We start from the raw sequence: 22,488 nt of genomic DNA, 5'->3' as shown, positions 1-22,488 counted from the left end.
GCTCGACCGCGACGGCCGCTACGGAATCTTCTTTGCCAGTTGGCAGGTCGGATCAATCGACTTGACGCGCAGCCAAACTGTCAGTGATGTGTCCGAACAGGCGTCAGCTATGTCTCCGGTCTAAACACTTGACCGGGCGATCCAGTATCCCGTGAGGGTAGTGACTGAGCCGAGAGGCCGCGGCGTACTGGATGCCCCGGTCAAGCCGGGGCATGACAGTGGGGGGATGTAGCGAGAGTACGCGCCCTCATCCCATCAATAATCCACCTGCATCAGATACAGCCCGTCCGGCGGGGCGACGATGCCGCAGGCGGCGCGGTTGCGTGCGGCGAGCGCTGCGGAGAGATCGTCGGGGGTCCAGCGGCCTTCGCCGACCCACATCAGCGACCCCACCATCGAGCGCACCTGGCTGTGCAGGAACGAGCGCGCCGAAGTGATCACCGTCACCTCACGCCCGTCACGCAGCACGTCGAGCTGATCGAGCGTCTTCTCCGGCGACCTGGCCTGGCACTCGGTGTCGCGGAAGGTGGTGAAATCGTGCTTGCCGAGCAGGCGTTGTGCCGCCGCATGCATCGCATCGGCGTCGAGCCGGCGCGGCACGCGCCAGGCGTGGCCGGCATCGAGTGCGAGATTGGCGCGAGTGTTGACGATACGGTAGCGGTAGTGGCGCTTGATGGCCGAAAAGCGCGCCTCGAAACTATCAGGCACGATATCCGCTTCGAGCACCGCCACCGGATGCGGGCGCAGATGCGCATTCAAGCCGTCGCGAAAACGGCCTGGCGGAAACTGCTTCGCGATATCGACATGCGCGACCTGGCCGCGCGCATGCACGCCGGCATCGGTGCGCCCGGCGCCGTGCACGCGCGCATCCGCGCCGGTCATCGCCTTGACGGCAGCCTCCAGCGCCCCTTGCACCGAGGGCAGCGTCTCCTGCACCTGCCAGCCGAAGAACGGCGCGCCGTCATATTCGATGGTGAGCTTGTAGCGGGGCATCTTGTCCAGTTTCGCTGTCATCGCCCGGCTCGACCGGGCGATCCAGTACTCCGCAGCCTATCCGTTCGACCGAGAAGCCTCGGCGTACTGGATACCCCGCCTTCGCGGGGTATGACAGCGTCAGGTGAATTTGGCGCCGGTCTTCAACGGCACGCCGCGCAGGAAGTCCGCGGCCTGCATGCGTGCCTTGCCTTCGCGCTGGAGCTCGATCAGGCGGATTGCGCCCTCGCCGCAGGCGATGGTGAGGTGATCGTCGAGCACCTCACCGGGTCCGCCCGTGCCTTTCGCCAGCTCGCAGCGCAGGATCTTGACCCGCGCATTCTCAAGTTCGGCCCAGGCGCCGGGAAACGGCGACAGGCCGTGGATATGGCGCAGCACCTCGCGCGCGGGCCTGGTCCAGTCGATCCGCGCCTCGGCCTTGTCGATCTTGGCGGCATAGGTGACGCCGTCCTCGCTCTGCTGCTTCAGCTGAAGCCCACCGCGGGCCAGCGCGGCCATGGCGCGCACCATCAGATCGGCACCGAGCCGCGACAGACGATCGTGCAGATCGAGCGCGGTCATGTTGTCCGTGATCGCGAGCCGTTCCGCCATGGCGACGTCGCCGGTGTCGAGGCCAACATCCATCTTCATCACCATCACGCCGCTCTCGGCATCGCCGGCCATGATGGCGCGGTTGATGGGAGCGGCACCGCGCCAGCGTGGCAGCAGCGAGGCGTGCAGGTTGTAGCAGCCGAGCTTTGGCGCATCGAGGATCGCCTGCGGCAGGATCATGCCATAGGCGACGACGACGGCCGCATCAGCGTCAAAGGCGCGAAATTCTTCCAGCGCCTCCGGCGTTTTCAAAGTCTTCGGCGTCAGCACGGGCACACCGAGCTTTCGCGCGGCCTCTTCCACCGGGGTCGGCTGCAATTGCAGCCCGCGCCGTCCGCCGGGCTTCGGCGCGCGCGTGTACACGGCCGCGATCTCGTGGCCATGCGCGACGAGCTCGAGCAGCGTCGGCACGGAGAAATCGGGCGTGCCCATGAAGATCAGGCGGAGGGGCATCGACAGAGAACCTCACTCCGCGCGCTTGGCGGCTTTCTCGAACTTCTTCAGCACGCGGTCGCGCTTGAGCCTTGACAGATAGTCGACGAACAGCACGCCGTTGAGATGGTCGATCTCGTGCTGGATGCAGGTGGCGTAGAGGCCTTCGGCGTCCTCCTCGTGCACCTTTCCATCGAGATCGGTGTAGCGCACCCGCACCTTCGCAGGGCGCTCGACCTCCTCGTAATATTCGGGGATCGACAGGCAGCCTTCCTCGTAGACCGACAGGTCCTCCGAAGAGGCGATGATTTCCGGATTGATGAAGACGCGCGGCTCGGGCTTGGTCTCGCCGTCATGGTCGGGCTTGGCGAGGTCCATGGTGATCAGCCGCAACGGCTGCGCGATCTGGATCGCCGCGAGCCCGATGCCGGGCGCGTCGTACATGGTCTCGAACATGTCGTCGGCAAGCTTGCGGATCTCCGGCGTGACCTTCTCGATCGGCTTGGAGACCAGACGCAGCTGCTTGTCGGGCAGGATGATGATTTCTCTGAGGGCCATGGCCGCGATTTAAGCCGCGCGTTCGATGCGGTCAATGCGGCCGGGAACCCCGTTAACCCTCCGCTTACCATAAAACTTCAGGTTTCGTTAACCATAAAAATTAACAGAGCATTTACCATAAATGTTCGCTATTCGTTCGTGTCTCGAAGCGAATCGGCTAGAAGCAGGGGCATGAACGAGATCATTTTCATGCTTGGCGACTGGCCGGTGCGCACCGTGGACGCGCTGATCGGCTTCGGCGCCCTGGTCCTTATCCTGCTGCTCGTGATTGCCGTCGTGATCGCGCGGTCAGGGCGGCGCGGCGCGGAACTCGCGATGGCCAACGCCATCCGCGCCGACGAGCTCGAGGAGCGCATCAGCCAGATGCTGCACGCCCAGAGCGAGGCTGCGGGCCGGGTCGACGCCATGACCCAGACGCTGGCCGGCCGCCAGGCCGACATGGCGCGCGCGGTCAACGAGCGGCTGGATTCGGTGACCCACCGCGTCGGCCAGTCCATGGAGCACTCGACCCGCAACACCATGGAGAGCCTGCACGCGCTGCACGAGCGGCTCGGCATCATCGACAGCGCGCACAAGAACCTCACCGACCTCACCACGCAGGTGACGACCCTGCGCGACGTGCTCGCCAACAAGCAGTCGCGCGGCGCCTTCGGTCAGGCGCGGATGGAAGCGATCGTCCAGGACGGTCTGCCGAAGGGCGCCTACGAGTTCCAGTTCACGCTCTCGACCGGCAAGCGTCCGGACTGCGTCGTGTTCCTGCCCGACCAGCGTCCGCTCTGCATCGACGCGAAATTTCCGCTGGAGGCGATGACCGCGCTGCATGATGCACGCACCGATGAGGAAAAGCGCATCGCCACGCAGCGGCTGCGCGGTGACGTGATGAAGCATGTCAGCGACATCGCCGAAAAATATCTCGTCGCCGGCGAGACCCAGGAAATGGCGTTGATGTTCGTGCCGTCGGAATCGGTCTACGCCGAGATCCACGACGGTTTCGACGACGTGATCCAGAAGGCGTATCGCGCCCGTGTCGTGCTGGTGTCGCCGTCGCTGCTGATGCTGGCGATCCAGGTGATGCAGCAGATCATGAAGGACGCGCGCATGCGCGATGCCGCCGACCAGATCCAGACCGAAGTGATCAAGCTCGGCGACGACCTCGGCCGCCTGCGCGATCGCGTGCTGAAATTGCAGAAGCACTTTGCCGACGCGAACGAGGACGTCCGCCAGATCCTGATCTCCGCCGACAAGATCGAGAAGCGCGCGGGGCGCATCGAAGAGCTCGATTTCAGCAAGAGCGATGCCCCCGAAGCCCCGCATCTCGTGGCGACCGGCGCTGCCGAGTTGTTCCCGAGGAAGCTCCAGGCGGGGGAGTAGAATATAGAACACACTGTCGTCGCCCGGCTTGACCGGGCGACCCAGTATCCCAGAGACGGCAGATGGGCGGGCGCTGCTACTACGTGTACATTCTCGCCAGCAAGATGGGCGACACGCTCTACATTGGCGTAACGAACGATCTCATCCGCCGTGTGGCCGAACACAAATTGCAGTTATTCGAGAGCTTCACGAAGGAATAGGGCGTTGTGAAGCTAGACTATTTCGAGCAATTCGATGATCCCGAGAATGCGATAAAACGCGAGAAGCGCCTGAAAAAATGGACGCGCGCCTGGAAGATTGCGCTGATCGAGAAGGATAATCCCGATTGGAACGATCTCTATGCGGAGATCGCGGGCCCTCCATAACTCCGGCCTCTGGAATACTGGGTCGCCCGGTCAAGCCGGGCGACGACACCTCACTTGTGGCTCTCAGAATCTGCTAACACCACCCCATGACCGCACCCGACGCGACCTCCCCTGCCGGCCCCGGCACGGCCCCCACCTCCTGGCGTGACAGCCTTGCCGTTTACCTGCAGCCGCGGGTGCTGATCGTGCTGTTCCTCGGTTTCTCGTCCGGGCTGCCGCTGGCGCTGTCGGGCTCGACGCTGCTGGTGTGGATGCGGGAATCCGGCGTCGATCTCAAGACCATCGGGCTGTTTGCGCTGGTCGGCACGCCCTACACGCTGAAATTCCTTTGGGCGCCGCTGGTCGATGCGATGCATGTGCCGCTGTTCACGCGCGCCTTCGGGCGGCGCCGCGGCTGGCTGCTGTTCTCGCAATTGCTGCTGATCGCAGCGATCCTGCTGCTGGCGCTGACCGATCCCGCGCGCTCGCCGTTCTACGTCGCGCTCGGCGCATTGCTGGTGGCGACGGCCTCGTCGACGCAGGACATCGTGGTCGACGCCTTCCGCGTCGAGAGCCTGCCGGAGAGCGAGCAGGCCGCCGGCATGGCGTCCTATGTCGCGGCCTATCGCATCGGCATGCTGGTCTCGACCGCCGGCGCGCTGTTCATCGTCTCCGGCTTCGAGAGCACCGGCATCACCCGCACGTCCGCCTGGATGTGGGGCTATGTGGTGATGGCGGCGATGGTCCTGATCGGGACGATCACGGCGCTGGTCGCGACCGAGCCCGAGCAGTCATTGCGGGCGGAAGCCGCGACGCAGACGCAGACCGCGCTCGCGCGCGTGCTGCACGCGGCAATCGGCGCCTTCTCGGAATTCCTGACGCGCAAGGACGCGCTTGCGGCACTCGCCTTCGTCGTGCTGTTCAAGTTCACCGATGCCTTTTCCGGCACGATGACCGCGCCGTTCGTGATCGACCTCGGCTTCTCCCGCAACGACTATGCGGCGATCGTGAAGGGCGTGGGCCTTGCTGCGACTCTGATCGGCGGCTTTGCCGGCGGCTTCGTCGCGCGGCGCTATTCGCTTGCGACCAGCCTCTGGATCGGCGGCGTGGTGCAGGCGCTCGCGAACCTCTCCTTCTCCTGGCTGGCCTTCGTCGGCACCAGCCAATGGGCGCTCGCCTTCGCCATCACCTGTGAGAACTTCACCAGCGCCATCGGCACGGTGATCTTCGTCGCCTATCTTTCGGCGCTCTGCCAGAACCCGCTGCACACGGCGACGCAATATGCGCTGCTCACCGCGCTTGCCGCGGTGGGGCGGACCTATCTCTCGTCAGGCGCCGGCTTCGTGGCTGATACCACCGGCTGGCCGCTGTTCTTCGTGATCTGCATGCTGGTGGCGATCCCGAGCCTGGTGCTGCTGGCCTGGTTGCAGAAGCGCGGGCATTTTGATGCGCTGGGGCCGGTGCGGGTTTAGCGCAACGCCGTCATGGCCGGGCTTGTCCCGGCCATCCACGCCTTGCTACGCGGCGCCAAAAACGTGGATGCCCGGGACGAGCCCGGGCATGACGAAAAACAGATGCGCTTATATGTGTGGCGAGCAAACGGGGCGCCCCCTACTGCTTCTTGATCAGGCTCCATTTCGTGATCACGGCCTCGCTCATCTGGCCGGGATCGCTGGCGCAGGCGACTTCGTCGACCTTGACCGAGATCTCCTTGCCGGCAAACGTCTTCAGCTGCGCTGCCTGCGCGTCGCCGCTGGGAACGAGCTGGAAGGTTTCGGGTCCGGTCTCGAGATTGCACAGCCCGCTCGGCGGCGGCAGTCGGCGCGGCTCGGAGGTGATCTGGTAGGTCGCAACCCGCTTGCCGACGTTCTTGACGTCGCGCACTTTCATCGTGTTCAGCTCGCCCGACAGCACCTCCCCGGCATTGATCGGCTTGCCGGGCTTCGACGGCGGCGGAGCCCCGTCGTCCTGTTGCGCGGAGATGGCCGGCGTCGCCAGCATCGTCAGCGTCGCGACCAAAGCCCATCGTGTGGCGAAAAGTTTCGTCATGTCGTCCGTTCCGTAAGTCTGGATGGCTAGAACAGGGTGCGCTGCCGCATCGCGGCCGATAGCGTACCTTCATCGAGATAATCAAGCTCGCCGCCGACCGGCACACCATGGGCGAGCCGGGTTACTTTTACGTTGGCGTCCTGAAGCAGGTCGGTGATGTAATGTGCCGTGGTCTGGCCGTCGACGGTGGCATTCAGCGCCAGGATGACCTCATGCACCTGTGCCTCATGCGCGCGCGCGACCAGCGCCTCGATGGTGAGGTCCTGCGGGCCGACGCCGTCGAGCGGCGACAATGTCGCACCCAGCACGTGATAGCGCCCTTGAGTGGCATTGGCCCGTTCCAGCGCCCAGAGATCGGCAACGTCGGCGACGACGACGATGATCGAGGGGTCGCGCCTCGGATCGGTGCAGACCGTGCAGGGACTTTGCGTGTCGATGTTGCCGCAGGTCTTGCAGACCTGGACCTTCTCGAGCGCGACCTGCATGGCCGAGGACAGCGGTATCATCAGCGCTTCGCGCTTCTTGATCAGATGCAACGCGGCGCGCCGCGCCGAGCGCGGACCGAGGCCCGGCAGCCGCGCGAGAAGCTGGACCAGCCGCTCGATTTCAGGACCCGCAACAGCGCCCATCCTACTGGCCGAACAGCCCCGACAGCCCCGGCGGCAGACCGAGCCCGCCGGTGAGCGACTGCATCTTCTCCTGCATGGCGGCTTCCGCCTTGCGGCGGGCCTCGCCGAAGGCGGTGACGAGCAGATCCTCGAGCACCTCGCGCTCTTCCGCCTTCATCAGCGAAGGATCGATCTTGACGCCCTTGACGTCCATCTTCGCGGTCATGCGCACGGCGACGAGACCGCCGCCGGAGATGCCCTCGACCTCGACGTTGGCGAGCTGGTCCTGCATCTCCTGCATCTTGGATTGCAGCTGCTGCGCCTGCTTCATCATGCCGAAAATATCGACCATCGGTGCTGTCCTTGGTTGGCGCGATGACTCATCGTCGCGCCTTCGCTGATTGTTTTGAGCGTGATCCAGTCGGAAAAGCGCTGCACGCTTTTTCCGGATCATGCTCTAGAGATCGTCGCCGTCGGAACCGTCGGGCGGATCGTCACTGCCATAGTCGGCGTTAATATCGGATTCCGGCGCCTCGGGGGCAAGCCTGCGGACCTCGACGACCTTCGCACCCGGAAACCGCGACAGCACCTCGCGCACGCGCGGATCGGCCTCGGCGGTGCGCGCATGTTCCTGCTTGGCCGCCTGGCTTACCGAGCGCAGCGTCGGCTGGCCCGGCTCGTTGGAGACGATCACGGTCCAGCGGCGCCCGGTCCAGAGCTCGAATTTTCGCGCGAGATCGGAAATCATGGTCTTGGAGGCGTTCGGCTCGAGCGCGACTTCCAGCCGGCCCTCCTCGAAACGAACGAGGCGCATGTCGCCTTCGAGCGCGCCCTTGGTCAGGAGGTCGCGCTTCTGCCCGGCCAGGGCAACGAGCTGGGTGAAGCTCGTGACGCGCAACACGGGCGTGGCAGCTTGCGGATCCGGCGCGGGTGTTGCCATCTGCGGACGAGCACCACCGCCGCCGAACGAGGACGGTGACGAATTCGGCATGCGAACGGGAGCCGCGGACGCCACCGGCCCGGCCGGCGCGTTGCGCGCGGCACTGCCGCCGCTCACGACCGGCGAACCACCGCCGTTCTGCTCCAGCATCTTGATCGCTTCGTCAGGCGTCGGCAGGTCGGCGACATAGGCGATGCGCACCAGCACCATCTCGGCGGCTGCGGCGGGCCGCGTCGCGGCCTGCACCTCGGTGATGCCCTTGAGCAGCATCTGCCACATCCGCGACAGCACGCGCATCGAGATCTTCGAGGCGAAATCCCGCGCGCGCACGCGCTCGGTCTCGCCATAGGCGACGTTGTCGGCGGTCGCCGGCACGATCTTCACGCGGGTGACGAAATTGACGAATTCGGCGAGATCCGAGAGCACGACGATCGGATCGGCGCCGACGTCGTACTGGTCGCGGAACTCCCTAAACGCGGACGCGATGTCGCCACGCGCCAGAGAATCGAAAAGATCGATGACACGGGTGCGGTCGGCGAGCCCCAGCATCTGCCTGACGGCATCGGCCTTCACGGTGCCTGCCGCATGCGCGATCGCCTGATCGAGCAGCGAGAGCGAATCGCGCACCGAGCCTTCCGCGGCGCGCGCGATGATACCTAGTGCTTCGGGCTCGATCTCGACGTTTTCCTTGGCCGCGATGTTGGCCAGATGCTTCATCAGCACGTCGGCCTCGACGCGGCGCAGGTCAAAACGCTGGCAGCGCGACAGCACCGTGACCGGAACCTTGCGGATCTCGGTCGTTGCGAACACGAACTTGGCGTGCTCCGGCGGTTCCTCCAGCGTCTTCAGGAAGGCGTTGAACGCCGCCGTCGACAGCATGTGGACTTCGTCGATGATGTAGACCTTGTAGCGGGCGCTGGCCGGCGCGTAGCGGACGCTGTCATTGATCTGACGGACGTCGTCGACGCCGGTGTGCGAGGCCGCGTCCATCTCCAGCACGTCCATGTGCCGGCTTTCCATGATGGCCTGGCAATGCACGCCGAGCGTCGGCATCTGGACCGTCGGGCCCTTCACCGAGCCATCCGGCATCTCGTAGTTGAGCGCGCGGGCAAGGATGCGCGCAGTGGTGGTCTTGCCGACCCCGCGGACGCCGGTGAGGATCCAGGCCTGCGGAATGCGACCGGTCTCGAATGCATTTGAGACGGTGCGGACCACGGCTTCCTGGCCGATCAGATCGTCGAATGAGGAAGGACGGTATTTCCGCGCCAGCACCCGGTAGGGCGTGCTGGCCCGGCCGGCGCTTTCAGGGTTGGGAGGGGCGCCAGCGTCGGTCATCGGTCGATCCGCAATGAAGTGTCTTTCGGCCGGCTTTGCGGAAAGGAGCGCGCTGGCGGCCCGAGCCGCCGGCGCAATTCGCTCGGAAAAAACAGGTAGGAGACTGACGAGCGACCCGATCCGGACCTCGTTAGGGCTGCTTCCTTCCGGACCTGACCCGGTTGGCGAGTGGCTCGTCCACCGCCAATCTCCCGGCCCCTATTTGGGGCCAAAAGGACCGGAAAGCAAGCGGGTATCGGCTTGAACAGGCGCGGCTTCATGGTGGCTTGCCCAGCATCCGGGCAATTCCTGGTCTGCCCAGCCGATAGGCTGTGCTTTCACTGCCGGAGGCGCCTTGGTAAGAACGCTGCCGGAACTTCTTCCAACAGAAAAGCGATTGATCCCAATGGTTACACGTCGTGATGTTGCATCGATTGTCGGACTTGGCGCGATTGGCGCGGCGACGCTGGCCTCCCCTGCCGTGGCGCAGACCGCCGATACCAACGAATCGACCTTCGCCCGCATCCGCCGCACCAAGAAGATGCGGATCGGCGCGGTCGGCGGCGGCGCGCCCTATTACATGAAGGATCTTTCGACCGGCCAGTGGAAAGGCTTTTACGTCGACATCGCCAAGGCGCTCGCCGAGGACATGGAGGCCGAGCTCGAGATCACCGAGACCACCTGGGGCAATTCGGTGCTCGACCTCCAGTCCAACAAGATCGACATCTTCTTCGGCCTCAACCCGACCCCGAAGCGCGCGCTGGTGGTCGACTTCTCGGTGCCGGTCTTCAACAACGCCTTCGGCATCCTCTGCAAGAAGGACTTCAAGCCGAAGAGCTGGGCCGAGCTGAACTCGCCCGACGTCAAGATCGCGGTCGACCAGGGCTCCTCGCACGACCAGGTCGTGAGCCGCCTGACGCCGAAGGCGCAGATCTCGCGGCTGAAGACCGCCGACGACGCCACCGCCGCGCTCCAGACCAGCCGCGTCGACGCGCAGTGCCTGATCACCATGCTGTCGCTCACGGTGCTGAAGAAAAATCCCTCGCTGGGCCAGTTCGTGCTGCCGACGCCGATCTTCGCCACCACGTCGAACGCCGGCTTCCGCCGCGAGAGCGACAAGACCTGGCGCGACTACGTCAACACCTGGATCGACTTCAACAAGGGACTCGGCTTCATCCGCAACGCCATCATCACCAACATGGAGCTGGTGGGCGTGACCGAGGCCGACATTCCGCCGGGCGTTTCGCTGTAGTCTTCCACTGTCATTCCGGGGCGCCCAAAGGGCGAACCCGGAATCTCGAGGTTCCGGGCTCGATGCTTCGCATCGCCCCGGAACGACAATGCCGGCGATCAAGGCGTTCGACGAGTAACACACGCATGTATCAGTGGGACTTCGGCATCCTCTGGAGCTATCGCTGGCTCTTTCTCAACGGGCTCGGCGTCACCGTAGGCTTCACCGTGGTTATCGTCGTGCTCGGCCTCGTCTTCGGCCTGTTCGGCGCGTTCGGTACCCTGTCGCGCTTTCGCGCGGTGCGCCTGCTCGCGCTGACTTTCATCGAGGCGTTCCGCTGCACGCCGATCCTGGTGCAGCTGATCTGGTTCTATTACGCGCTGCCGATCCTGGCCGGTGTCGAGATGACGCCGATCACGGCTTCCGCACTGGCGCTCTCGCTCTACGGCGGCTCGTTCTATTCGGAGATCATCCGCGGCGGCATCATCTCGATCGACCGCGGCCAGTCCGAAGCCGGTGCCGCGCTCGGTATGACCCCGGGACAGAGCATGCGGCGCATCGTGCTGCCGCAGGCGATCAAGCGCATGATCCCGGCGCTGATGAACCAGTCGATCATCCAGTTCAAGAACACCTCGCTGGTCTCGGTGCTGGCGGTGCCTGATCTGGTCTATCAGAGCCAGGTCGCCGCCCATGACAGCTACCGTCCGCTGGAAACCTACACCGCCGTCGCGGTCGCCTATGCGGCGATCCTGATCCCCCTGACCATCATGGTCCGGCGCGGCGAGAAGCGACTGGCGGTCGGCGAATGAGCGACACCTCTTCCAAGATCGAGATCCGGGCGCTGCGCAAAAGCTTTGGCAGCAACGAGGTTTTGAAGAGCATCAGCCTGGATGTCGCGAAGGGCGGCGTCGTGGCGCTGATCGGCCCGTCCGGCTCCGGCAAGTCGACGCTGCTCCGCTGCATCAACCTCCTGGTGACGCCCGACGGCGGCAGCGTTCGCGTCGGCGACACCCGCTTTTCGTTCGGCGAGGGTACGAAGCTCCCCGATGTGAAGACGCTGGCCAAATTCCGTACCACCACCGGCATGGTGTTCCAGCATTTTAATCTGTTCCCGCACATGACGACGCTGCAGAACGTGATGGAGGGACCGGTCACGGTGCGGCGCATGGCCAAGGCGGACGCCGAGAAGCTGGCGCGGGCCCAACTCGCGAAGGTGGGCCTTGCAGAGAAGGCCGACCAATATCCGGCAACGCTCTCCGGCGGACAGAAGCAGCGCGTCGCGATTGCGCGGGCGCTCGCCATGGAGCCGGACGTGATGCTGTTCGACGAGGTCACCTCCGCGCTCGATCCCGAGCTTGTCGGCGAGGTCTTGAACGTCATGCAGCAGCTGGCGTCGGAGGGCATGACCATGGTGATCGTCACCCACGAGATCGCCTTTGCCCGCGAAGTCGCCGACCGTCTGATCTTCATGCGCGACGGCGTCGTGGTCGAGGAAGGCCCGGCGCGACAGGTGATCGACAATCCGCAGGAAGGAGCGACGCGCGCGTTCCTCAGCCATTTCCACCGCACCGGCGCGCTGCCGCCGGTTACAACGGCATCGTGATGTCCGAAATCGATCGCGTCTATCTCGTCACCGGCGCCGCCAGCGGCATCGGCCGCGCCACCGCAAAACTGCTCGCGGGGCCCGGCACTGCGCTGCTGCTGCACACGCGCTCCAACGCAGCCGGCCTCGACGCCACGGCGGCGGAAGCCGAAGCGCAAGGCGCGATCGTCGCAAAATGCCTCGGCGATCTCGCCGAGGAGACCGCGGCCACCGACGCCGTCGCCGCTACGCAACGTGCCATCGGCCGGCTCGACGGATTGATCCTGATCGGCGGCCATGCCCGGCGCGGCAGCGCCATCGGTACGCCGGCGGATCAGTTCCGCAAGGCAATGGACGAGTCGGCGCTGGCGTTCACACGGTTGGTGGACGCCGCGCTGCCGCTGCTGCGTGCAGGGCGAGATTCGCGGATCGTGGCGGTGTCGTCGTTCGTCGCTCACGCGATCCGGCCGGAGTTCGCGCCCTTTGCAGCGACGGCCGCGAGCCGCTCCGCGCTCGAAGCGCTGGTGCGGCTCACCGCAGTCGAGCTCGCCAGGGAGGGCATCACCGTCAACGCCGTCGCGCCGGGCCTGATCGTCAAGGACAAGCCCAGCGAAAGCCGGCTTACACCCGAGCAGATCGCCGCGACCGAGACGCTGATCCCGATGGGCCGCCGCGGGCGACCGGAGGAAGTCGCCGAGATCATCGCCTTCCTGGCATCCCCAAAAGCATCCTACGTCACCGGCCAGGTCTGGCACGTCAATGGAGGCCTGACATGACCGAAGCCACCATCGAACGTCTCAGGCTGTTCCTGATCGAGAGCCCGATCAAGATGGCGCGCCTCCAGGGCGTCGGCAACGTCAAGGGTACGGTGAAGCGCGTGCTGCTGGAGCTCACGTCGAGCGACGGCGTGATCGGCTGGGGCGAGGCGGCACCATGGGAAGTGTTCACGGGAACGCCGGAAGCGGCGTTCGCCGCGCTCGACATCTATTTGCGGCCAATCGTGCTCGGCAAGTCGGTGCGCCGCATCCGCGCGCTGATGGCCGAGCTCGATCGTGCGCTGGTCGGACATGCCGAAGCCAAGGTCGCGATCGAGATGGCGCTGCTCGACATCGTCGGCAAGTCGTCGGGACTTTCGGTCGCCGACCTGCTCGGCGGGCGCGTACGCGACACGATCCCGCTGTCGTTCTCGATCGCCGATCCGGATTTCGCCGCCGATCTCGAACGCATGCGGAAGATGGTTCCGGACGGCAATTTGATCTACAAGGTCAAGACCGGCGTGAAGCCGCATCGCGAGGATCTCGATCATCTCGCGGCGATCCGGAAAGAATTCGGCGACAAGGTCGATCTACGCGTCGATTACAACCAGGCGCTGGCGCCGTTCGGCGCCATCAAAATCCTGCGCGATATCGAGCAGTTTGCGCCGACCTTCATCGAGCAGCCGGTGCCGCGCAAATTTCTCGACGTGATGGCGCAGCTCACCGCGGCGCTGGAAACGCCGGTGCTCGCCGACGAAAGCTGTTTCGACCGCCGCGACATGATGGAGGTGGTGCGCCGCGAGGCGGCAGATGCCGTCTCGATCAAGCTGATGAAGGCCGGCGGCCTGTTCGAGGCGCAGGCGATCATGGCGATCGCTGACATCGCGGGCCTGCCCGGCTATGGCGGCACGCTGTGGGAGGGCGGCATTGGGCTTGCCGCCGGCACGCAGCTGATCGCGGCGACGCCGGGCATCTCGCTCGGCTGCGAATTCTACATGCCGCACCATGTGCTGACCGAGGACGTGCTGGAAGAGCGCGTCGCCAACCGCGGCGGCCATGTCGTGGTGCCCGACGGTGCCGGCCTCGGCATCCGCGTCAGCGAAGCCTCGGTCCGCGCCAATGCGCGGGTGCTGGCGGAGAGGTAAAGGCACGCCCCCACCGTCGTCCTGGCGAAAGCCAGGACCCATTACCCCAAAGAGAAGTTGCGGCACGAAGTCGGTAACCCCGAATCTTCGCCAAACCCAATCCGATGGTAATGGGTCCTGGATCGGCGCTGCGCTTGTCCAGGACGACGATCGCGTATGCCGCCTCTGCGGAGCGCCATCCTTCCCCAATCAGATTCCGTATCGTATGGTCGCAGCAAATATTCAGGGGTTCCGCCCCGCCATGCCCGATCCCGTCGGGCCATCCGGAAACCTTTATGTCCGAACCCGCCTGGTCGCTGCACTCCCGCCTGAAAGAGGACACTATCGACATCGGCGATTTGCCGCTGTGCAAGGTCTTGGTCATCAAGGACGCGCATTATCCCTGGCTGCTGCTGGTGCCGCGACGCGCCGATGCAGTGGAGATCATCGACCTCGACGAGGTGCAGCAGGCGCAGTTGATGACCGAGATCTCCCGCGTCTCGCGCGCGCTGAAGGAGATCACCCAATGCGACAAGCTCAACATCGCGGCACTCGGCAACCTCGTGCCGCAGCTTCACGTCCACATCATCGCGCGCCGCACCAGTGACGCCGCCTGGCCGCGGCCGGTCTGGGGCGTGATGCAGCCCTTGGCGCACGACGCTACCGAGGTGCAGAGTTTCATCAGCGCGCTTCGCCGCAAGATCTGGTTGGGTTGAAAGAACAAGAAATGTCAGCATTCGACTCGTTTCCACTGGGACAACCCGCCTTCGTCACCAACATTCTCGACCGCGCCGCGCATCTGCGCCGCGACGACGAAAAGCTGTTCGCGATGGAGCAGAAGCCGTCGTCGCGCGCCTATGTGGTCTATCGCGACTCACTGCTGGTGAAGCGCGAGGGCGACACAGTGCGCGCGCTGCTCGGAATCGACGAGGCGCTGAAATGCGGCGCCAATCCCGGCACGATCTTCTTAGGCTTGCGCGACGGCGCCGCGATGTTCGGAATGGGCCTGTCGCAGGCCGCGTCCGAGAAGCTGATCGGGCGCGAAGACTACGCCCTCAGCGAGCTGCGCGGCATGGCGATGCAGGGCGCGGTGCCGCCGCAGGAGCTGTCGGCGATCGCGATGGCGAAGTCGATGGTGAGCTGGCATCAGCGCCACGGCTATTGCGCCAATTGCGGCACGCGTACCGCGATGAAGGAAGGCGGCTGGAAGCGGGAGTGCCCGAGTTGCAAGGCCGAGCATTTCCCGCGCACCGACCCTGTCGTGATCATGCACGTCGCCGCCGGCGACAAATGCCTGCTCGGCCGCCAGAAGCAGTTTCCGCCGGGCATGTATTCCTGCCTCGCCGGCTTCGTCGAGGCCGCCGAAACCATCGAGGACGCGGTGCGCCGCGAGATTTTGGAAGAATCCGGGATTCGCTGCACCGAGGTGCAATATTACATGACCCAGCCCTGGCCCTATCCGTCGTCGCTGATGATCGGGTGCAGCGCGCGGGCGGTGAGCGAGGACATCGTCGTCGATCACTCCGAGTTGGAGGATGCGCGCTGGTTCACGCGCGAGGAGGCGGCCTTGATGCTGACGCGGACGCATCCTGACGGGCTCGCCGGCCCGCATCCGTTTGCGATTGCGCATCACCTGCTCGGCCGCTGGGTGCACGACAAGAGCTGAGACGGAGATGGCTGCACCAGGGATCGCGCCGCGCATCCTCTGCATCGGCATTCCCGTGCGCGACCTGACCTTTCGTGTCGAAACCGTGCCCGCGCGCGGCAGCAAGGCGAATGCCAGGCATCTCGCGGAGATTTGCGGCGGCAACGCACTCAATGCCGCTATCGCTCGGCTTGGTGGCCGCGTCGCGTTCGCAGGTCCGATGGGCGATGCGCAGGAGACGTCGAGCGGCTTCATTCTCGACCGCATGACATCCGAAAATATCGACACAAGCCATATCGTGCGCATACCTGATGCGAGCACGCCCGTCTCTGCCATCATCATTGACGCGACGGGCGAGCGAACGCTCACGATCTATCGCGATCCGGCCCTGTGGACAGTCGAGCTGCCCGACGCCGACAAGCTGCTCGACGATTGCCGGGCGGTTCTCGTCGAAAGCCGCTGCGCCGCGTTCGCAACTTCGCTCTGCACCGAGGCACGCCGGCGCGGCATTGCCGTCATCGTCGGCGTCGACCGCGCGATGTCGTTGCAGGACAGCCTGCTCACGGCCGCCTCACATCTGCTGTTCGCCAGTGACCAGTTGCAGGAGACAGCCGGCATCCCCGATGACGGCGCGGCATTGAAGCGCCTGGCCGCGCTCACGCCCGCCTTCCTCGCCGCCACCCGCGGTCCGTATGGCACGATCTGGCTGAACGAGACCGGCGCATTGGAGCAGACGCCGGCCTTCCCGGTTCAGGCCGTCGATACGCTCGGCGCCGGCGACGTCTTCCATGGCGCCTTCACGCTTCGCTTCGCCGAAGGTGGCGGCGTGCGGCAGGCGCTGCGATTCGCCGCGGCCGCCGCGGCGCTGAAATGCACCCGTCATGGTGGCGGCCTGGCCGCCCCGCAACGCGTTGAAGTTGAAGAGCTTTTGAGCATGTCGCCGGCGGCGACGTTGGAGCGGGCGCCAAGATTATAGACTTGCTATAGAAAGATTTTCTCTATATCAGGGAAAACGTCCCTTGAAATGGAACAAAGTTCTTCAAATGACCGATCTCGCCGTCCCACTCCCCGAGACCAGCCGCCGCCTCGACGCCATCGACCGCAAGATTCTGATGGTGCTGCAGGACGATGCCTCCCTCTCCGTCGCCGAGATTGGCGACCGCGTCGGCCTGTCCTCGACCCCCTGCTGGAAGCGCATCCAGCGCTTGGAGGCCGACGGCGTGATTACCAAGCGGGTGGCGCTGGTCGACCAGAACAAGATCGGGCTCGGCATCTCCGTGTTCGTGTCGGTCGAGAGCTCCGACCATTCCGACGCCTGGCTCAAGAGGTTCGCCGACGCCGTCAGCGCCATGCCTGAGGTGATGGAGTTCTATCGCATGGCCGGCGACGTCGATTACATGCTGCGCGTCGTCGTCGCGGACATGCAGGCCTATGACGTGTTCTACAAGAAACTGATCAGCGCCGTGCCGCTGAAGAACGTCACCTCGCGCTTCGCGATGGAGAAGATCAAGTCGGTCACCGCGCTGCCGATCCCGGCTGTGGTTGCGGCTTAAGGCTCACCACACGCAAACTGTCGTCGCCCCGCTTGACCGGGCGATCCAGTATTCCAGAGACGATGATGGGGTACGGATAAGCCGCGGCGTACTGGATGCCCCGGTCTAGCCGGGGCATGACAGCAGGTGAGACTAGCCTCGCGCCTCAAATCTTCTGATTGTACTCGCCGACTTCGGGATGGATGCGCAGCACGCTGTTCACCATCTCGAACATGTCGTGCATGCGCTGCTCGGAGACGGGGCTCTCGACCACGACAACGAGCTCGGGCTTGTTGGAGGAGGCACGCACCAGGCCCCAGCTGCCGTCCTCGACCGTGACGCGGACGCCGTTGACGGTGACGAGATCGCGGATCGACTGGCCGCCGATCTTGGCGCCCTTGGCCTGCAAGGCCTCGAAGTGCTTTACCACCTTGTCGATGACGCCGTATTTGGTCTCGTCGGCGCAATGCGGCGACATCGTCGGCGACGACCAGGTCTTCGGCAGCGCGTTCTTGAGATCGGCCATCGACTTGCCGGGGGCGCGGTCAAGCATATCGCAGATCGCCAGCGCCGAGACGAGACCGTCGTCATAGCCGCGTCCATACGGCTTGTTGAAGAAGAAGTGGCCGGACTTCTCGAAGCCGGCGAGCGCACCCGTCTCATGGGTGCGGCGCTTCATGTAGGAATGGCCGGTCTTCCAGTAGGTGGTTTTTGCACCCTGCTTCTGCAGCACCGGATCGGTGATGAACAGGCCGGTCGACTTCACGTCGACGATGAACTGCGCGTCCTTGTGGATCGCGGACATGTCGCGCGCCAGCATCACGCCGACCTTGTCGGCAAAGATCTCCTCGCCGGTGTTGTCGACGACGCCGCAGCGATCGCCGTCGCCATCGAAGCCGAGACCCACATCGGCCTTGTGCTGCAGCACCGCGTCGCGGATCGCGTGCAGCATCTCCATGTCTTCGGGGTTCGGATTGTATTTCGGGAAGGTGTGGTCGAGCTCGGTGTCGAGCGGGATCACCTCGCAGCCGATCGCCTCCAGCACCTGCGGCGCGAATGCGCCGGCGGTACCGTTGCCGCAGGCCGCGACGACCTTGAGCTTGCGCTTGAGCTTCGGGCGGCTGGTGAGATCGGCGATGTAGCGCGCCGGATAATTCTCGTGGAATTGATAGGAGCCGCCGGCCTTGTTCTTGAACTCGGCGCCCAGCACGATCTCCTTCAGCCGCGTCATCTCGTCGGGACCGAAGGTCAGCGGGCGGTTGGCGCCCATCTTCACGCCGGTCCAGCCATTGTCGTTGTGTGAGGCCGTGACCATGGCGCAGCAGGGCACGTCGAGGTCGAACTGCGCGAAATAGGCCATCGGCGTCACCGCGAGCCCAATGTCGTGCACCTTGCAGCCTGCTGCCATCAGGCCGGAGATCAGCGCATATTTGATCGAGGCCGAATAGCCGCGGAAATCATGACCGGTGACGATCTCCTGGCTGACGCCGAGTTCTGCGATCAGCCCGCCCAGCCCCATGCCGAGCGCCTGGATTCCCATCAGGTTGATTTCCTTCTGGAACAGCCAGCGCGCGTCGTATTCGCGAAAGCCCGTGGCCTTCACCATCGGCTCGGATTCGAAGGCATAGGTGTTGGGCAGCAACACGGATTTCGGCTTGGGGAACATTGAGACGGTCTCGTGAAAAAGAGCCAGGATTTGATGCAGCCTTAGCGAATGCCGGGCTGCAGCGGAAGGCGGGAATGGCAGCTTATGGATGATAATTGCGGCAGTTTGGTAACGGGGAAATCTGTCCGCGAGAGCGATCGAAATAGAGATTTTCTTGAAATATGTGTCGCCGTCGCCTTTGGGAGGACCTTTACTGCTCCAGCACCATCTGACCGTTGGCGTATTCGAAGCGCCTGAGGCGGGAGAGGAAGGAGAGACCGAGCAGGTTCTCGGACAGTGCTTCGTCGGGCAGCACCATGGCATCGACGTCGCGCACGATTAGGCCGCCGACATCGAGCATGGCGATGCGAGTGCGCGCGGCCTTGATGGTGCCGTTGGCGGTGGAGACGGTGGCGTTGTAATCGCTGCGCGAGGGACGCAGGCCGAAGCGGGCGGCCGAGGTCTCGTTCAGCGCGACCACGGAGGCGCCGGTGTCGACCATGAAGCCGATGCGCTGGCCTTCGATCCGGCCCTCGGTTTGGAAGTGGCCGCGGCCGTCGCGGGGGATGTTGAGGCTGCGGCCGCCGGCCGGCGCGGTGGACGCGACTGCGACCGTACGCGGCACCGACGTCGCCGAGGCGGAGCTCATCCTGTCCGCCATCTGCGCCATGAAGGTGCCGAGGCCGATCATGATCGCCGCGAAGATCATTATGTTACGCATCACACCACTCGAAGCCGAAGCTCGATTTCACCACGCGGAAGGCCGCTCCGCGAGCGACGCTGCGGCCAGAGCGGTGCTATTTTGACGAAAAGGATGAGCGGACGGTTAATGCGCCGGTGTCGCGGATACGACATATCCTCATCCTGAGGTGCCCGCGAAGCGCGGGTCTCGAAGGGCCCGGCCACCAGCGGGGCCGTCATCCTTCGAGACGCTTGCTACGCAACCTCGTCAGGATGAGGAATTGGCAACGGCGCCTGGGACTAGAACGGGCTCACCGAGAAATACCGCAGCCACAGATCGGTGTAGCGGCCCTTCTCCCAGACGCGGAACATCGCCCAGTTCAGGGCCTGGCGCAGCACGTCGTTGCCCTTGCGTACGGCGATGCCAATGCCCTCGCCGAAGAAACGGCTCTCGACGAAGGGGCCGCCGGAGAAGGCGCAGCAATCGCCGGAATCCGTGCCGTTGATCCAGAACGCGAGCGCGATGGCGTCGCCGAAGATGAAATCGACCTCGCCCTTGCGCAAGGCGCCGCGCATAGCGTCGTCGTTGGGATAAGGGTGCAGCTCGGCGTCGGTGAACAGGGCCTTGAGATAGGCCTCATGCGCGGAGCCGGCGATGACGCCGACCTTCTTGCCTTCGAGATATTCGGGCCGGATCTCCGGCATCACCGCGTCCTTGCGCGAAGCAAAGCGCGCAGGCACGCGGTAATAGGGATCGGTGAAGTCGACCCGCGCGCGGAGCTGCGGACTCACCGCCATCGAGGCGATGATGGCATCGCCCCGGTTGGAGGCGAGCGCATCGACCAGCGTCTCGAAGCGCCGCATCTGCACCGTGCAAGTGACCTTGATCTCCTCGCACAGCGCGCGCGCGAAGTCGACGTTGAAGCCGGCCGGATTACCGTCGGCGCCGGTGTAGTTGAACGGCGGATAGTCGGTCTCGGTCAGGAAACGGATCACGGTCAGGCGCGACAGGTCCGGCCGCTCCGGCCGCCGCCGCGGGTCCCAGAAACCCGGCACCGCCTGCGGGGCGGCTTGCGGCGCGACCTGAGGTGAGGCTTGCGGCGCCGTTGGGGGCTGCTTGGCCGGGGCCTGCGCCTGCGCGGACGGCGCAGCAGCGAGCGCGCAGACGCCGACGATCAGCCCGGTCAGCAAGCCACGGGCGGATTTGGACGATTTCGCCTGTTGCGATGGAGCCATCGGCTGAAATGAACGATTTTCGTTGGGATCGGAGGGCCTTATAGCCCATCCGGCCGGGAACGCGAGCGCGGATTGCGGTCAAATAGGGGAGCCTACAGATACCGCTTCAACTCCCCTGCGGCTTCTTCCGGCGTGCGCTTCAGGTTGAACGGCGAGACGAAGCGGCCGTCGCGATCCATCAGATAGATCAGCGCCGTGTGGTCCATGGTGTAGTCGCCGTCCTTGGTCGGGACCTTCTTGGCATAGACCCGGTAGGAGGTGATCACCTTGGCGGTCTCGGCAGGATCGCCGCTCAGCCCTTCGAGGTGCGGGTCGAAGCTCGACAGATAATCCTTCATCGCGGCCGGCGTATCGCGCTCGGGATCGACCGAGATGAAGACGGCATTGACCTTGTCGGCGTCCTTGCCCATCGCGCGCAGCACTTCCGAGATCTCGAACAGCGAGGTTGGGCAGACGTCGGGACAATGGGTGTAGCCGAAGAAGATCAGGGTCGGCTTGCCCTTGAGGTTCTTGTCGGTGACGGTCTTGCCGTTCTGGTCGGTGAGCTGGAACGGGCCGCCGATCGCGGCCGGCTGCGCCACCTTGCCGACCCCGCCCATGGCCCAGAATACGATCAGCAGCCCGAGGACGAGGCTTGCGGCGAAGGCGGTCGCGATCACCAGCGGACGGGCGGTAGGGCTCATGAGCGGAAAACTTCCTGTCGCGTGTCAGAAGCAGGCGGCAAGACCGGTCCTGATCATTTCGAAGAACACCTGGCTGCCGTAGTGGAACCAGAGCGCGAGCGCGCCGAGCACGACCAGGCCGCCGACGCCAGCACCTGCCAACAGCAGCACGACCGGCGTCCGGCCGGCAGTGGGCGAATTGTCCGATACAGGATGGGTAGGGTGCAGTGGTTGAGCCATGACAACGATCGGGGTGAAGGGTTCCCTGCCTTTCAAATAGGCGCTGGGACCGGGCCGGGCAAGCGCGGCGGGCGGGCTGGAGAACTTGTGATACGGAGGTTCTCCGTCATGCCGGGCTTGCGCGGCCGAAGCCGCTTCCGCGAGGCGAAGGCCCGGGCATCCACGGACTTTCCAGCCGGGCCCAAGAACGTGGATGGCCGGGACAAGCCCGGCCATGACGACAGATTAGTGAAAGGCGAATGACTGCCGCGGCCTACCGCGACGATGGCTTGTTGGCCGAGGCCTGCGCGTCGAGGTAGCAAGGCTTGTACATAGCCTGGAGCTGCCGGCCCTTCAGGAAGAGCATATGCGGGGTGAGGCCGCCGCGCTGATTGATCCAGCGCTTCACCTGCGAGGGATACATCGCATAGAGCATCTGGGTCGCTTCGGTATTGGTGACGGCGCGGCCGTTGCTGCCGAAATCCCACGCGGCGTGGAAGCCCAGTGTGGCGTGCGACGTCACGCAGATGCGGTCAGGCGGGATGGCGCCGAGGACGATGGTGCAGGCAGAGGCGCAGAGACCGTCGATGATGACGGTGTCGCCCGACTGCCGCAGGTCCTGGTATTTGTCGACGTAGGTTCCGATCCGGCCACCGCGGTCATCCGCAATCCGAACCACCGCGTGAGAAGCGCCCATGCTCGCGATCAGGAGAACCGCCGCAAGCAACCCCGTCAGAAACTTCATTGGCCCCCGCCCCAGTCGAATTCGAATCTGTGTGTCAGGTGGTGATGCCCTGCTAGGGTCCGTCGTAACCGCGGTTTTGTCTAGGCATGCCGGCTCGCTCAAAACAAATTCAAATCCAGTGTTGCGCCGGCGCTGCACTCAGCCGGTCTTTTTCCCGAAGTGGAACAAGTTAACGATGTCTTACGCGCCGTCCTCTTGATCTCAGTTGCAACCGCCGGCTTCAATCCGGGC

Annotated in this window: 24 protein-coding genes, 1 other RNA gene and 2 pseudogenes; 13 read left to right on the top strand and 14 right to left on the bottom strand. The window is 64.7% G+C overall.

Annotated elements, in window-relative coordinates; all coding sequences use genetic code 11:
* A pseudogene (locus tag ACIPUD_RS32510) lies at positions 1 to 124 on the top strand (IS481 family transposase); the annotation flags it as partial.
* A gap of 131 nt (positions 125 to 255) precedes the next feature.
* On the opposite strand, the gene truA reads toward ACIPUD_RS32510, so the two are convergent.
* The 3 genes from truA to def all read right to left on the bottom strand — a co-directional run bounded on the left by truA (position 256) and on the right by def (position 2,574).
* Positions 256 to 993, bottom strand: a complete 738-nt coding sequence (gene truA / locus ACIPUD_RS32505) for a tRNA pseudouridine(38-40) synthase TruA (protein WP_446482270.1) — start codon at positions 991 to 993, stop codon at positions 256 to 258.
* A 120-nt stretch (positions 994 to 1,113) separates the two neighbouring features.
* Entirely contained in the window at positions 1,114 to 2,037 is a 924-nt protein-coding gene (fmt, locus tag ACIPUD_RS32500; RefSeq protein ID WP_446482269.1) for a methionyl-tRNA formyltransferase, read from the bottom strand.
* 12 nt (positions 2,038 to 2,049) lie between these two features.
* Complete coding sequence (gene def, locus ACIPUD_RS32495; protein WP_446482268.1) at positions 2,050 to 2,574, bottom strand: peptide deformylase; 525 nt, start codon at positions 2,572 to 2,574, stop codon at positions 2,050 to 2,052.
* A gap of 171 nt (positions 2,575 to 2,745) precedes the next feature.
* Here def and ACIPUD_RS32490 point away from each other — a divergent pair, with 171 nt between their 5' ends.
* The 3 genes and pseudogenes from ACIPUD_RS32490 to ACIPUD_RS32480 all read left to right on the top strand — a co-directional run bounded on the left by ACIPUD_RS32490 (position 2,746) and on the right by ACIPUD_RS32480 (position 5,761).
* Positions 2,746 to 3,945 (top strand): DNA recombination protein RmuC, encoded by a 1,200-nt coding sequence (locus tag ACIPUD_RS32490; RefSeq protein ID WP_446482267.1) that lies wholly within the window; start codon positions 2,746 to 2,748, stop codon positions 3,943 to 3,945.
* Between the two features lie 62 nt (positions 3,946 to 4,007).
* Positions 4,008 to 4,310, top strand: a pseudogene (locus ACIPUD_RS32485) (GIY-YIG nuclease family protein).
* A gap of 86 nt (positions 4,311 to 4,396) precedes the next feature.
* Entirely contained in the window at positions 4,397 to 5,761 is a 1,365-nt protein-coding gene (locus ACIPUD_RS32480; protein WP_018453019.1) for an AmpG family muropeptide MFS transporter, read from the top strand.
* Positions 5,762 to 5,900: 139 nt separating this feature from the next.
* Here ACIPUD_RS32480 and ACIPUD_RS32475 read toward each other — a convergent pair whose 3' ends face one another.
* The 5 genes from ACIPUD_RS32475 to ffs all read right to left on the bottom strand — a co-directional run bounded on the left by ACIPUD_RS32475 (position 5,901) and on the right by ffs (position 9,413).
* Complete coding sequence (locus ACIPUD_RS32475) at positions 5,901 to 6,338, bottom strand: hypothetical protein (protein WP_026232439.1); 438 nt, start codon at positions 6,336 to 6,338, stop codon at positions 5,901 to 5,903.
* Between the two features lie 26 nt (positions 6,339 to 6,364).
* The gene (recR, locus tag ACIPUD_RS32470; RefSeq protein WP_018453017.1) at positions 6,365 to 6,967 is read right to left on the bottom strand and encodes a recombination mediator RecR; all 603 of its coding nucleotides are present in this window, start codon (positions 6,965 to 6,967) and stop codon (positions 6,365 to 6,367) included.
* Position 6,968: 1 nt separating this feature from the next.
* Positions 6,969 to 7,298, bottom strand: a complete 330-nt coding sequence (locus ACIPUD_RS32465; RefSeq protein WP_007597704.1) for a YbaB/EbfC family nucleoid-associated protein — start codon at positions 7,296 to 7,298, stop codon at positions 6,969 to 6,971.
* A gap of 105 nt (positions 7,299 to 7,403) precedes the next feature.
* A complete protein-coding gene (locus ACIPUD_RS32460; protein ID WP_247820943.1) occupies positions 7,404 to 9,221 on the bottom strand; it encodes a DNA polymerase III subunit gamma/tau in 1,818 nt (605 codons plus the stop codon).
* A 95-nt stretch (positions 9,222 to 9,316) separates the two neighbouring features.
* An RNA gene (gene ffs / locus ACIPUD_RS32455) (signal recognition particle sRNA small type) lies at positions 9,317 to 9,413 on the bottom strand.
* A 193-nt stretch (positions 9,414 to 9,606) separates the two neighbouring features.
* On the opposite strand from ffs, the gene ACIPUD_RS32450 reads away from it, so the two are divergent.
* From ACIPUD_RS32450 to ACIPUD_RS32410, 9 genes are all read left to right on the top strand, one after another.
* Positions 9,607 to 10,452: a transporter substrate-binding domain-containing protein gene (locus ACIPUD_RS32450; protein ID WP_446482266.1), complete on the top strand. Its 846-nt coding sequence runs from the start codon at positions 9,607 to 9,609 to the stop codon at positions 10,450 to 10,452.
* A 125-nt stretch (positions 10,453 to 10,577) separates the two neighbouring features.
* Positions 10,578 to 11,240, top strand: a complete 663-nt coding sequence (locus ACIPUD_RS32445; protein ID WP_018453014.1) for an amino acid ABC transporter permease — start codon at positions 10,578 to 10,580, stop codon at positions 11,238 to 11,240.
* Positions 11,237 to 12,034, top strand: a complete 798-nt coding sequence (locus ACIPUD_RS32440) for an amino acid ABC transporter ATP-binding protein (protein ID WP_085351590.1) — start codon at positions 11,237 to 11,239, stop codon at positions 12,032 to 12,034. Before ACIPUD_RS32445 ends, ACIPUD_RS32440 begins: the two co-directional genes overlap by 4 nt.
* Positions 12,034 to 12,789: an SDR family NAD(P)-dependent oxidoreductase gene (locus ACIPUD_RS32435; RefSeq protein WP_446482265.1), complete on the top strand. Its 756-nt coding sequence runs from the start codon at positions 12,034 to 12,036 to the stop codon at positions 12,787 to 12,789. The genes ACIPUD_RS32440 and ACIPUD_RS32435 overlap by 1 nt, the downstream gene beginning before the upstream one ends.
* Positions 12,786 to 13,913 carry a muconate cycloisomerase family protein gene (locus tag ACIPUD_RS32430; protein ID WP_446482264.1) on the top strand — a complete coding sequence of 376 codons (1,128 nt, stop codon included), beginning with the start codon at positions 12,786 to 12,788 and terminating at the stop codon, positions 13,911 to 13,913. Before ACIPUD_RS32435 ends, ACIPUD_RS32430 begins: the two co-directional genes overlap by 4 nt.
* Positions 13,914 to 14,188: 275 nt before the next feature.
* A complete protein-coding gene (locus ACIPUD_RS32425; protein WP_018453010.1) occupies positions 14,189 to 14,608 on the top strand; it encodes an HIT domain-containing protein in 420 nt (139 codons plus the stop codon).
* An 11-nt stretch (positions 14,609 to 14,619) separates the two neighbouring features.
* The gene (gene nudC, locus ACIPUD_RS32420) at positions 14,620 to 15,558 is read left to right on the top strand and encodes an NAD(+) diphosphatase (protein ID WP_446482263.1); all 939 of its coding nucleotides are present in this window, start codon (positions 14,620 to 14,622) and stop codon (positions 15,556 to 15,558) included.
* A gap of 7 nt (positions 15,559 to 15,565) precedes the next feature.
* On the top strand, positions 15,566 to 16,513 hold the full coding sequence (locus tag ACIPUD_RS32415; RefSeq protein WP_446482262.1) for a sugar kinase: 948 nt from the start codon (positions 15,566 to 15,568) through the stop codon (positions 16,511 to 16,513).
* A 67-nt stretch (positions 16,514 to 16,580) separates the two neighbouring features.
* The gene (locus ACIPUD_RS32410) at positions 16,581 to 17,090 is read left to right on the top strand and encodes an Lrp/AsnC family transcriptional regulator (protein WP_018453007.1); all 510 of its coding nucleotides are present in this window, start codon (positions 16,581 to 16,583) and stop codon (positions 17,088 to 17,090) included.
* A 145-nt stretch (positions 17,091 to 17,235) separates the two neighbouring features.
* On the opposite strand, the gene ACIPUD_RS32405 is transcribed toward ACIPUD_RS32410, so the two are convergent.
* From ACIPUD_RS32405 to ACIPUD_RS32380, 6 genes are all read right to left on the bottom strand, one after another.
* A complete protein-coding gene (locus ACIPUD_RS32405; RefSeq protein ID WP_446482261.1) occupies positions 17,236 to 18,735 on the bottom strand; it encodes a phosphomannomutase/phosphoglucomutase in 1,500 nt (499 codons plus the stop codon).
* Positions 18,736 to 18,925: 190 nt separating this feature from the next.
* Entirely contained in the window at positions 18,926 to 19,435 is a 510-nt protein-coding gene (locus ACIPUD_RS32400) for a TIGR02281 family clan AA aspartic protease (protein WP_204512763.1), read from the bottom strand.
* A 260-nt stretch (positions 19,436 to 19,695) separates the two neighbouring features.
* On the bottom strand, positions 19,696 to 20,631 hold the full coding sequence (locus ACIPUD_RS32395; protein ID WP_018453004.1) for a transporter substrate-binding domain-containing protein: 936 nt from the start codon (positions 20,629 to 20,631) through the stop codon (positions 19,696 to 19,698).
* A gap of 92 nt (positions 20,632 to 20,723) precedes the next feature.
* Positions 20,724 to 21,314, bottom strand: coding sequence for an SCO family protein (locus ACIPUD_RS32390; RefSeq protein WP_018453003.1), 591 nt, complete (start codon positions 21,312 to 21,314; stop codon positions 20,724 to 20,726).
* A gap of 24 nt (positions 21,315 to 21,338) precedes the next feature.
* A complete protein-coding gene (locus ACIPUD_RS32385) occupies positions 21,339 to 21,533 on the bottom strand; it encodes a hypothetical protein (protein WP_026232437.1) in 195 nt (64 codons plus the stop codon).
* Between the two features lie 253 nt (positions 21,534 to 21,786).
* Positions 21,787 to 22,257 (bottom strand): hypothetical protein, encoded by a 471-nt coding sequence (locus tag ACIPUD_RS32380; protein WP_018453000.1) that lies wholly within the window; start codon positions 22,255 to 22,257, stop codon positions 21,787 to 21,789.
* Positions 22,258 to 22,488 lie beyond the last annotated feature (231 nt).

It is taken from the genome of Bradyrhizobium sp. CAR08 (assembly GCF_052871955.1).
Note: the sequence above shows the minus strand (reverse complement) of the source record. Positions and strands in the feature narration are given on the sequence as shown.

Bases quoted from the DNA above. Each gene is read 5' to 3' on its own strand.
- ACIPUD_RS32480 (WP_018453019.1), top strand. From the start codon at position 4,397: ATGACCGCACCCGACGCGACCTCCCCTGCCGGCCCCGGCACGGCCCCC.
- ACIPUD_RS32435 (WP_446482265.1), top strand. From the start codon at position 12,034: ATGTCCGAAATCGATCGCGTCTATCTCGTCACCGGCGCCGCCAGCGGC.
- ACIPUD_RS32380 (WP_018453000.1), bottom strand. From the start codon at position 22,257: ATGAAGTTTCTGACGGGGTTGCTTGCGGCGGTTCTCCTGATCGCGAGC.
- ACIPUD_RS32430 (WP_446482264.1), top strand. From the start codon at position 12,786: ATGACCGAAGCCACCATCGAACGTCTCAGGCTGTTCCTGATCGAGAGC.
- ACIPUD_RS32410 (WP_018453007.1), top strand. From the start codon at position 16,581: ATGACCGATCTCGCCGTCCCACTCCCCGAGACCAGCCGCCGCCTCGAC.
- ACIPUD_RS32490 (WP_446482267.1), top strand. From the start codon at position 2,746: ATGAACGAGATCATTTTCATGCTTGGCGACTGGCCGGTGCGCACCGTG.
- ACIPUD_RS32405 (WP_446482261.1), bottom strand. From the start codon at position 18,735: ATGTTCCCCAAGCCGAAATCCGTGTTGCTGCCCAACACCTATGCCTTC.
- ACIPUD_RS32465 (WP_007597704.1), bottom strand. From the start codon at position 7,298: ATGGTCGATATTTTCGGCATGATGAAGCAGGCGCAGCAGCTGCAATCC.
- recR (WP_018453017.1), bottom strand. From the start codon at position 6,967: ATGGGCGCTGTTGCGGGTCCTGAAATCGAGCGGCTGGTCCAGCTTCTC.
- ACIPUD_RS32385 (WP_026232437.1), bottom strand. From the start codon at position 21,533: ATGGCTCAACCACTGCACCCTACCCATCCTGTATCGGACAATTCGCCC.
- truA (WP_446482270.1), bottom strand. From the start codon at position 993: ATGCCCCGCTACAAGCTCACCATCGAATATGACGGCGCGCCGTTCTTC.
- fmt (WP_446482269.1), bottom strand. From the start codon at position 2,037: ATGCCCCTCCGCCTGATCTTCATGGGCACGCCCGATTTCTCCGTGCCG.
- ACIPUD_RS32400 (WP_204512763.1), bottom strand. From the start codon at position 19,435: ATGCGTAACATAATGATCTTCGCGGCGATCATGATCGGCCTCGGCACC.
- ACIPUD_RS32445 (WP_018453014.1), top strand. From the start codon at position 10,578: ATGTATCAGTGGGACTTCGGCATCCTCTGGAGCTATCGCTGGCTCTTT.
- ACIPUD_RS32415 (WP_446482262.1), top strand. From the start codon at position 15,566: ATGGCTGCACCAGGGATCGCGCCGCGCATCCTCTGCATCGGCATTCCC.
- ACIPUD_RS32425 (WP_018453010.1), top strand. From the start codon at position 14,189: ATGTCCGAACCCGCCTGGTCGCTGCACTCCCGCCTGAAAGAGGACACT.
- ACIPUD_RS32395 (WP_018453004.1), bottom strand. From the start codon at position 20,631: ATGGCTCCATCGCAACAGGCGAAATCGTCCAAATCCGCCCGTGGCTTG.
- ACIPUD_RS32460 (WP_247820943.1), bottom strand. From the start codon at position 9,221: ATGACCGACGCTGGCGCCCCTCCCAACCCTGAAAGCGCCGGCCGGGCC.
- def (WP_446482268.1), bottom strand. From the start codon at position 2,574: ATGGCCCTCAGAGAAATCATCATCCTGCCCGACAAGCAGCTGCGTCTG.
- ACIPUD_RS32450 (WP_446482266.1), top strand. From the start codon at position 9,607: ATGGTTACACGTCGTGATGTTGCATCGATTGTCGGACTTGGCGCGATT.
- ACIPUD_RS32475 (WP_026232439.1), bottom strand. From the start codon at position 6,338: ATGACGAAACTTTTCGCCACACGATGGGCTTTGGTCGCGACGCTGACG.
- ACIPUD_RS32390 (WP_018453003.1), bottom strand. From the start codon at position 21,314: ATGAGCCCTACCGCCCGTCCGCTGGTGATCGCGACCGCCTTCGCCGCA.
- nudC (WP_446482263.1), top strand. From the start codon at position 14,620: ATGTCAGCATTCGACTCGTTTCCACTGGGACAACCCGCCTTCGTCACC.
- ACIPUD_RS32440 (WP_085351590.1), top strand. From the start codon at position 11,237: ATGAGCGACACCTCTTCCAAGATCGAGATCCGGGCGCTGCGCAAAAGC.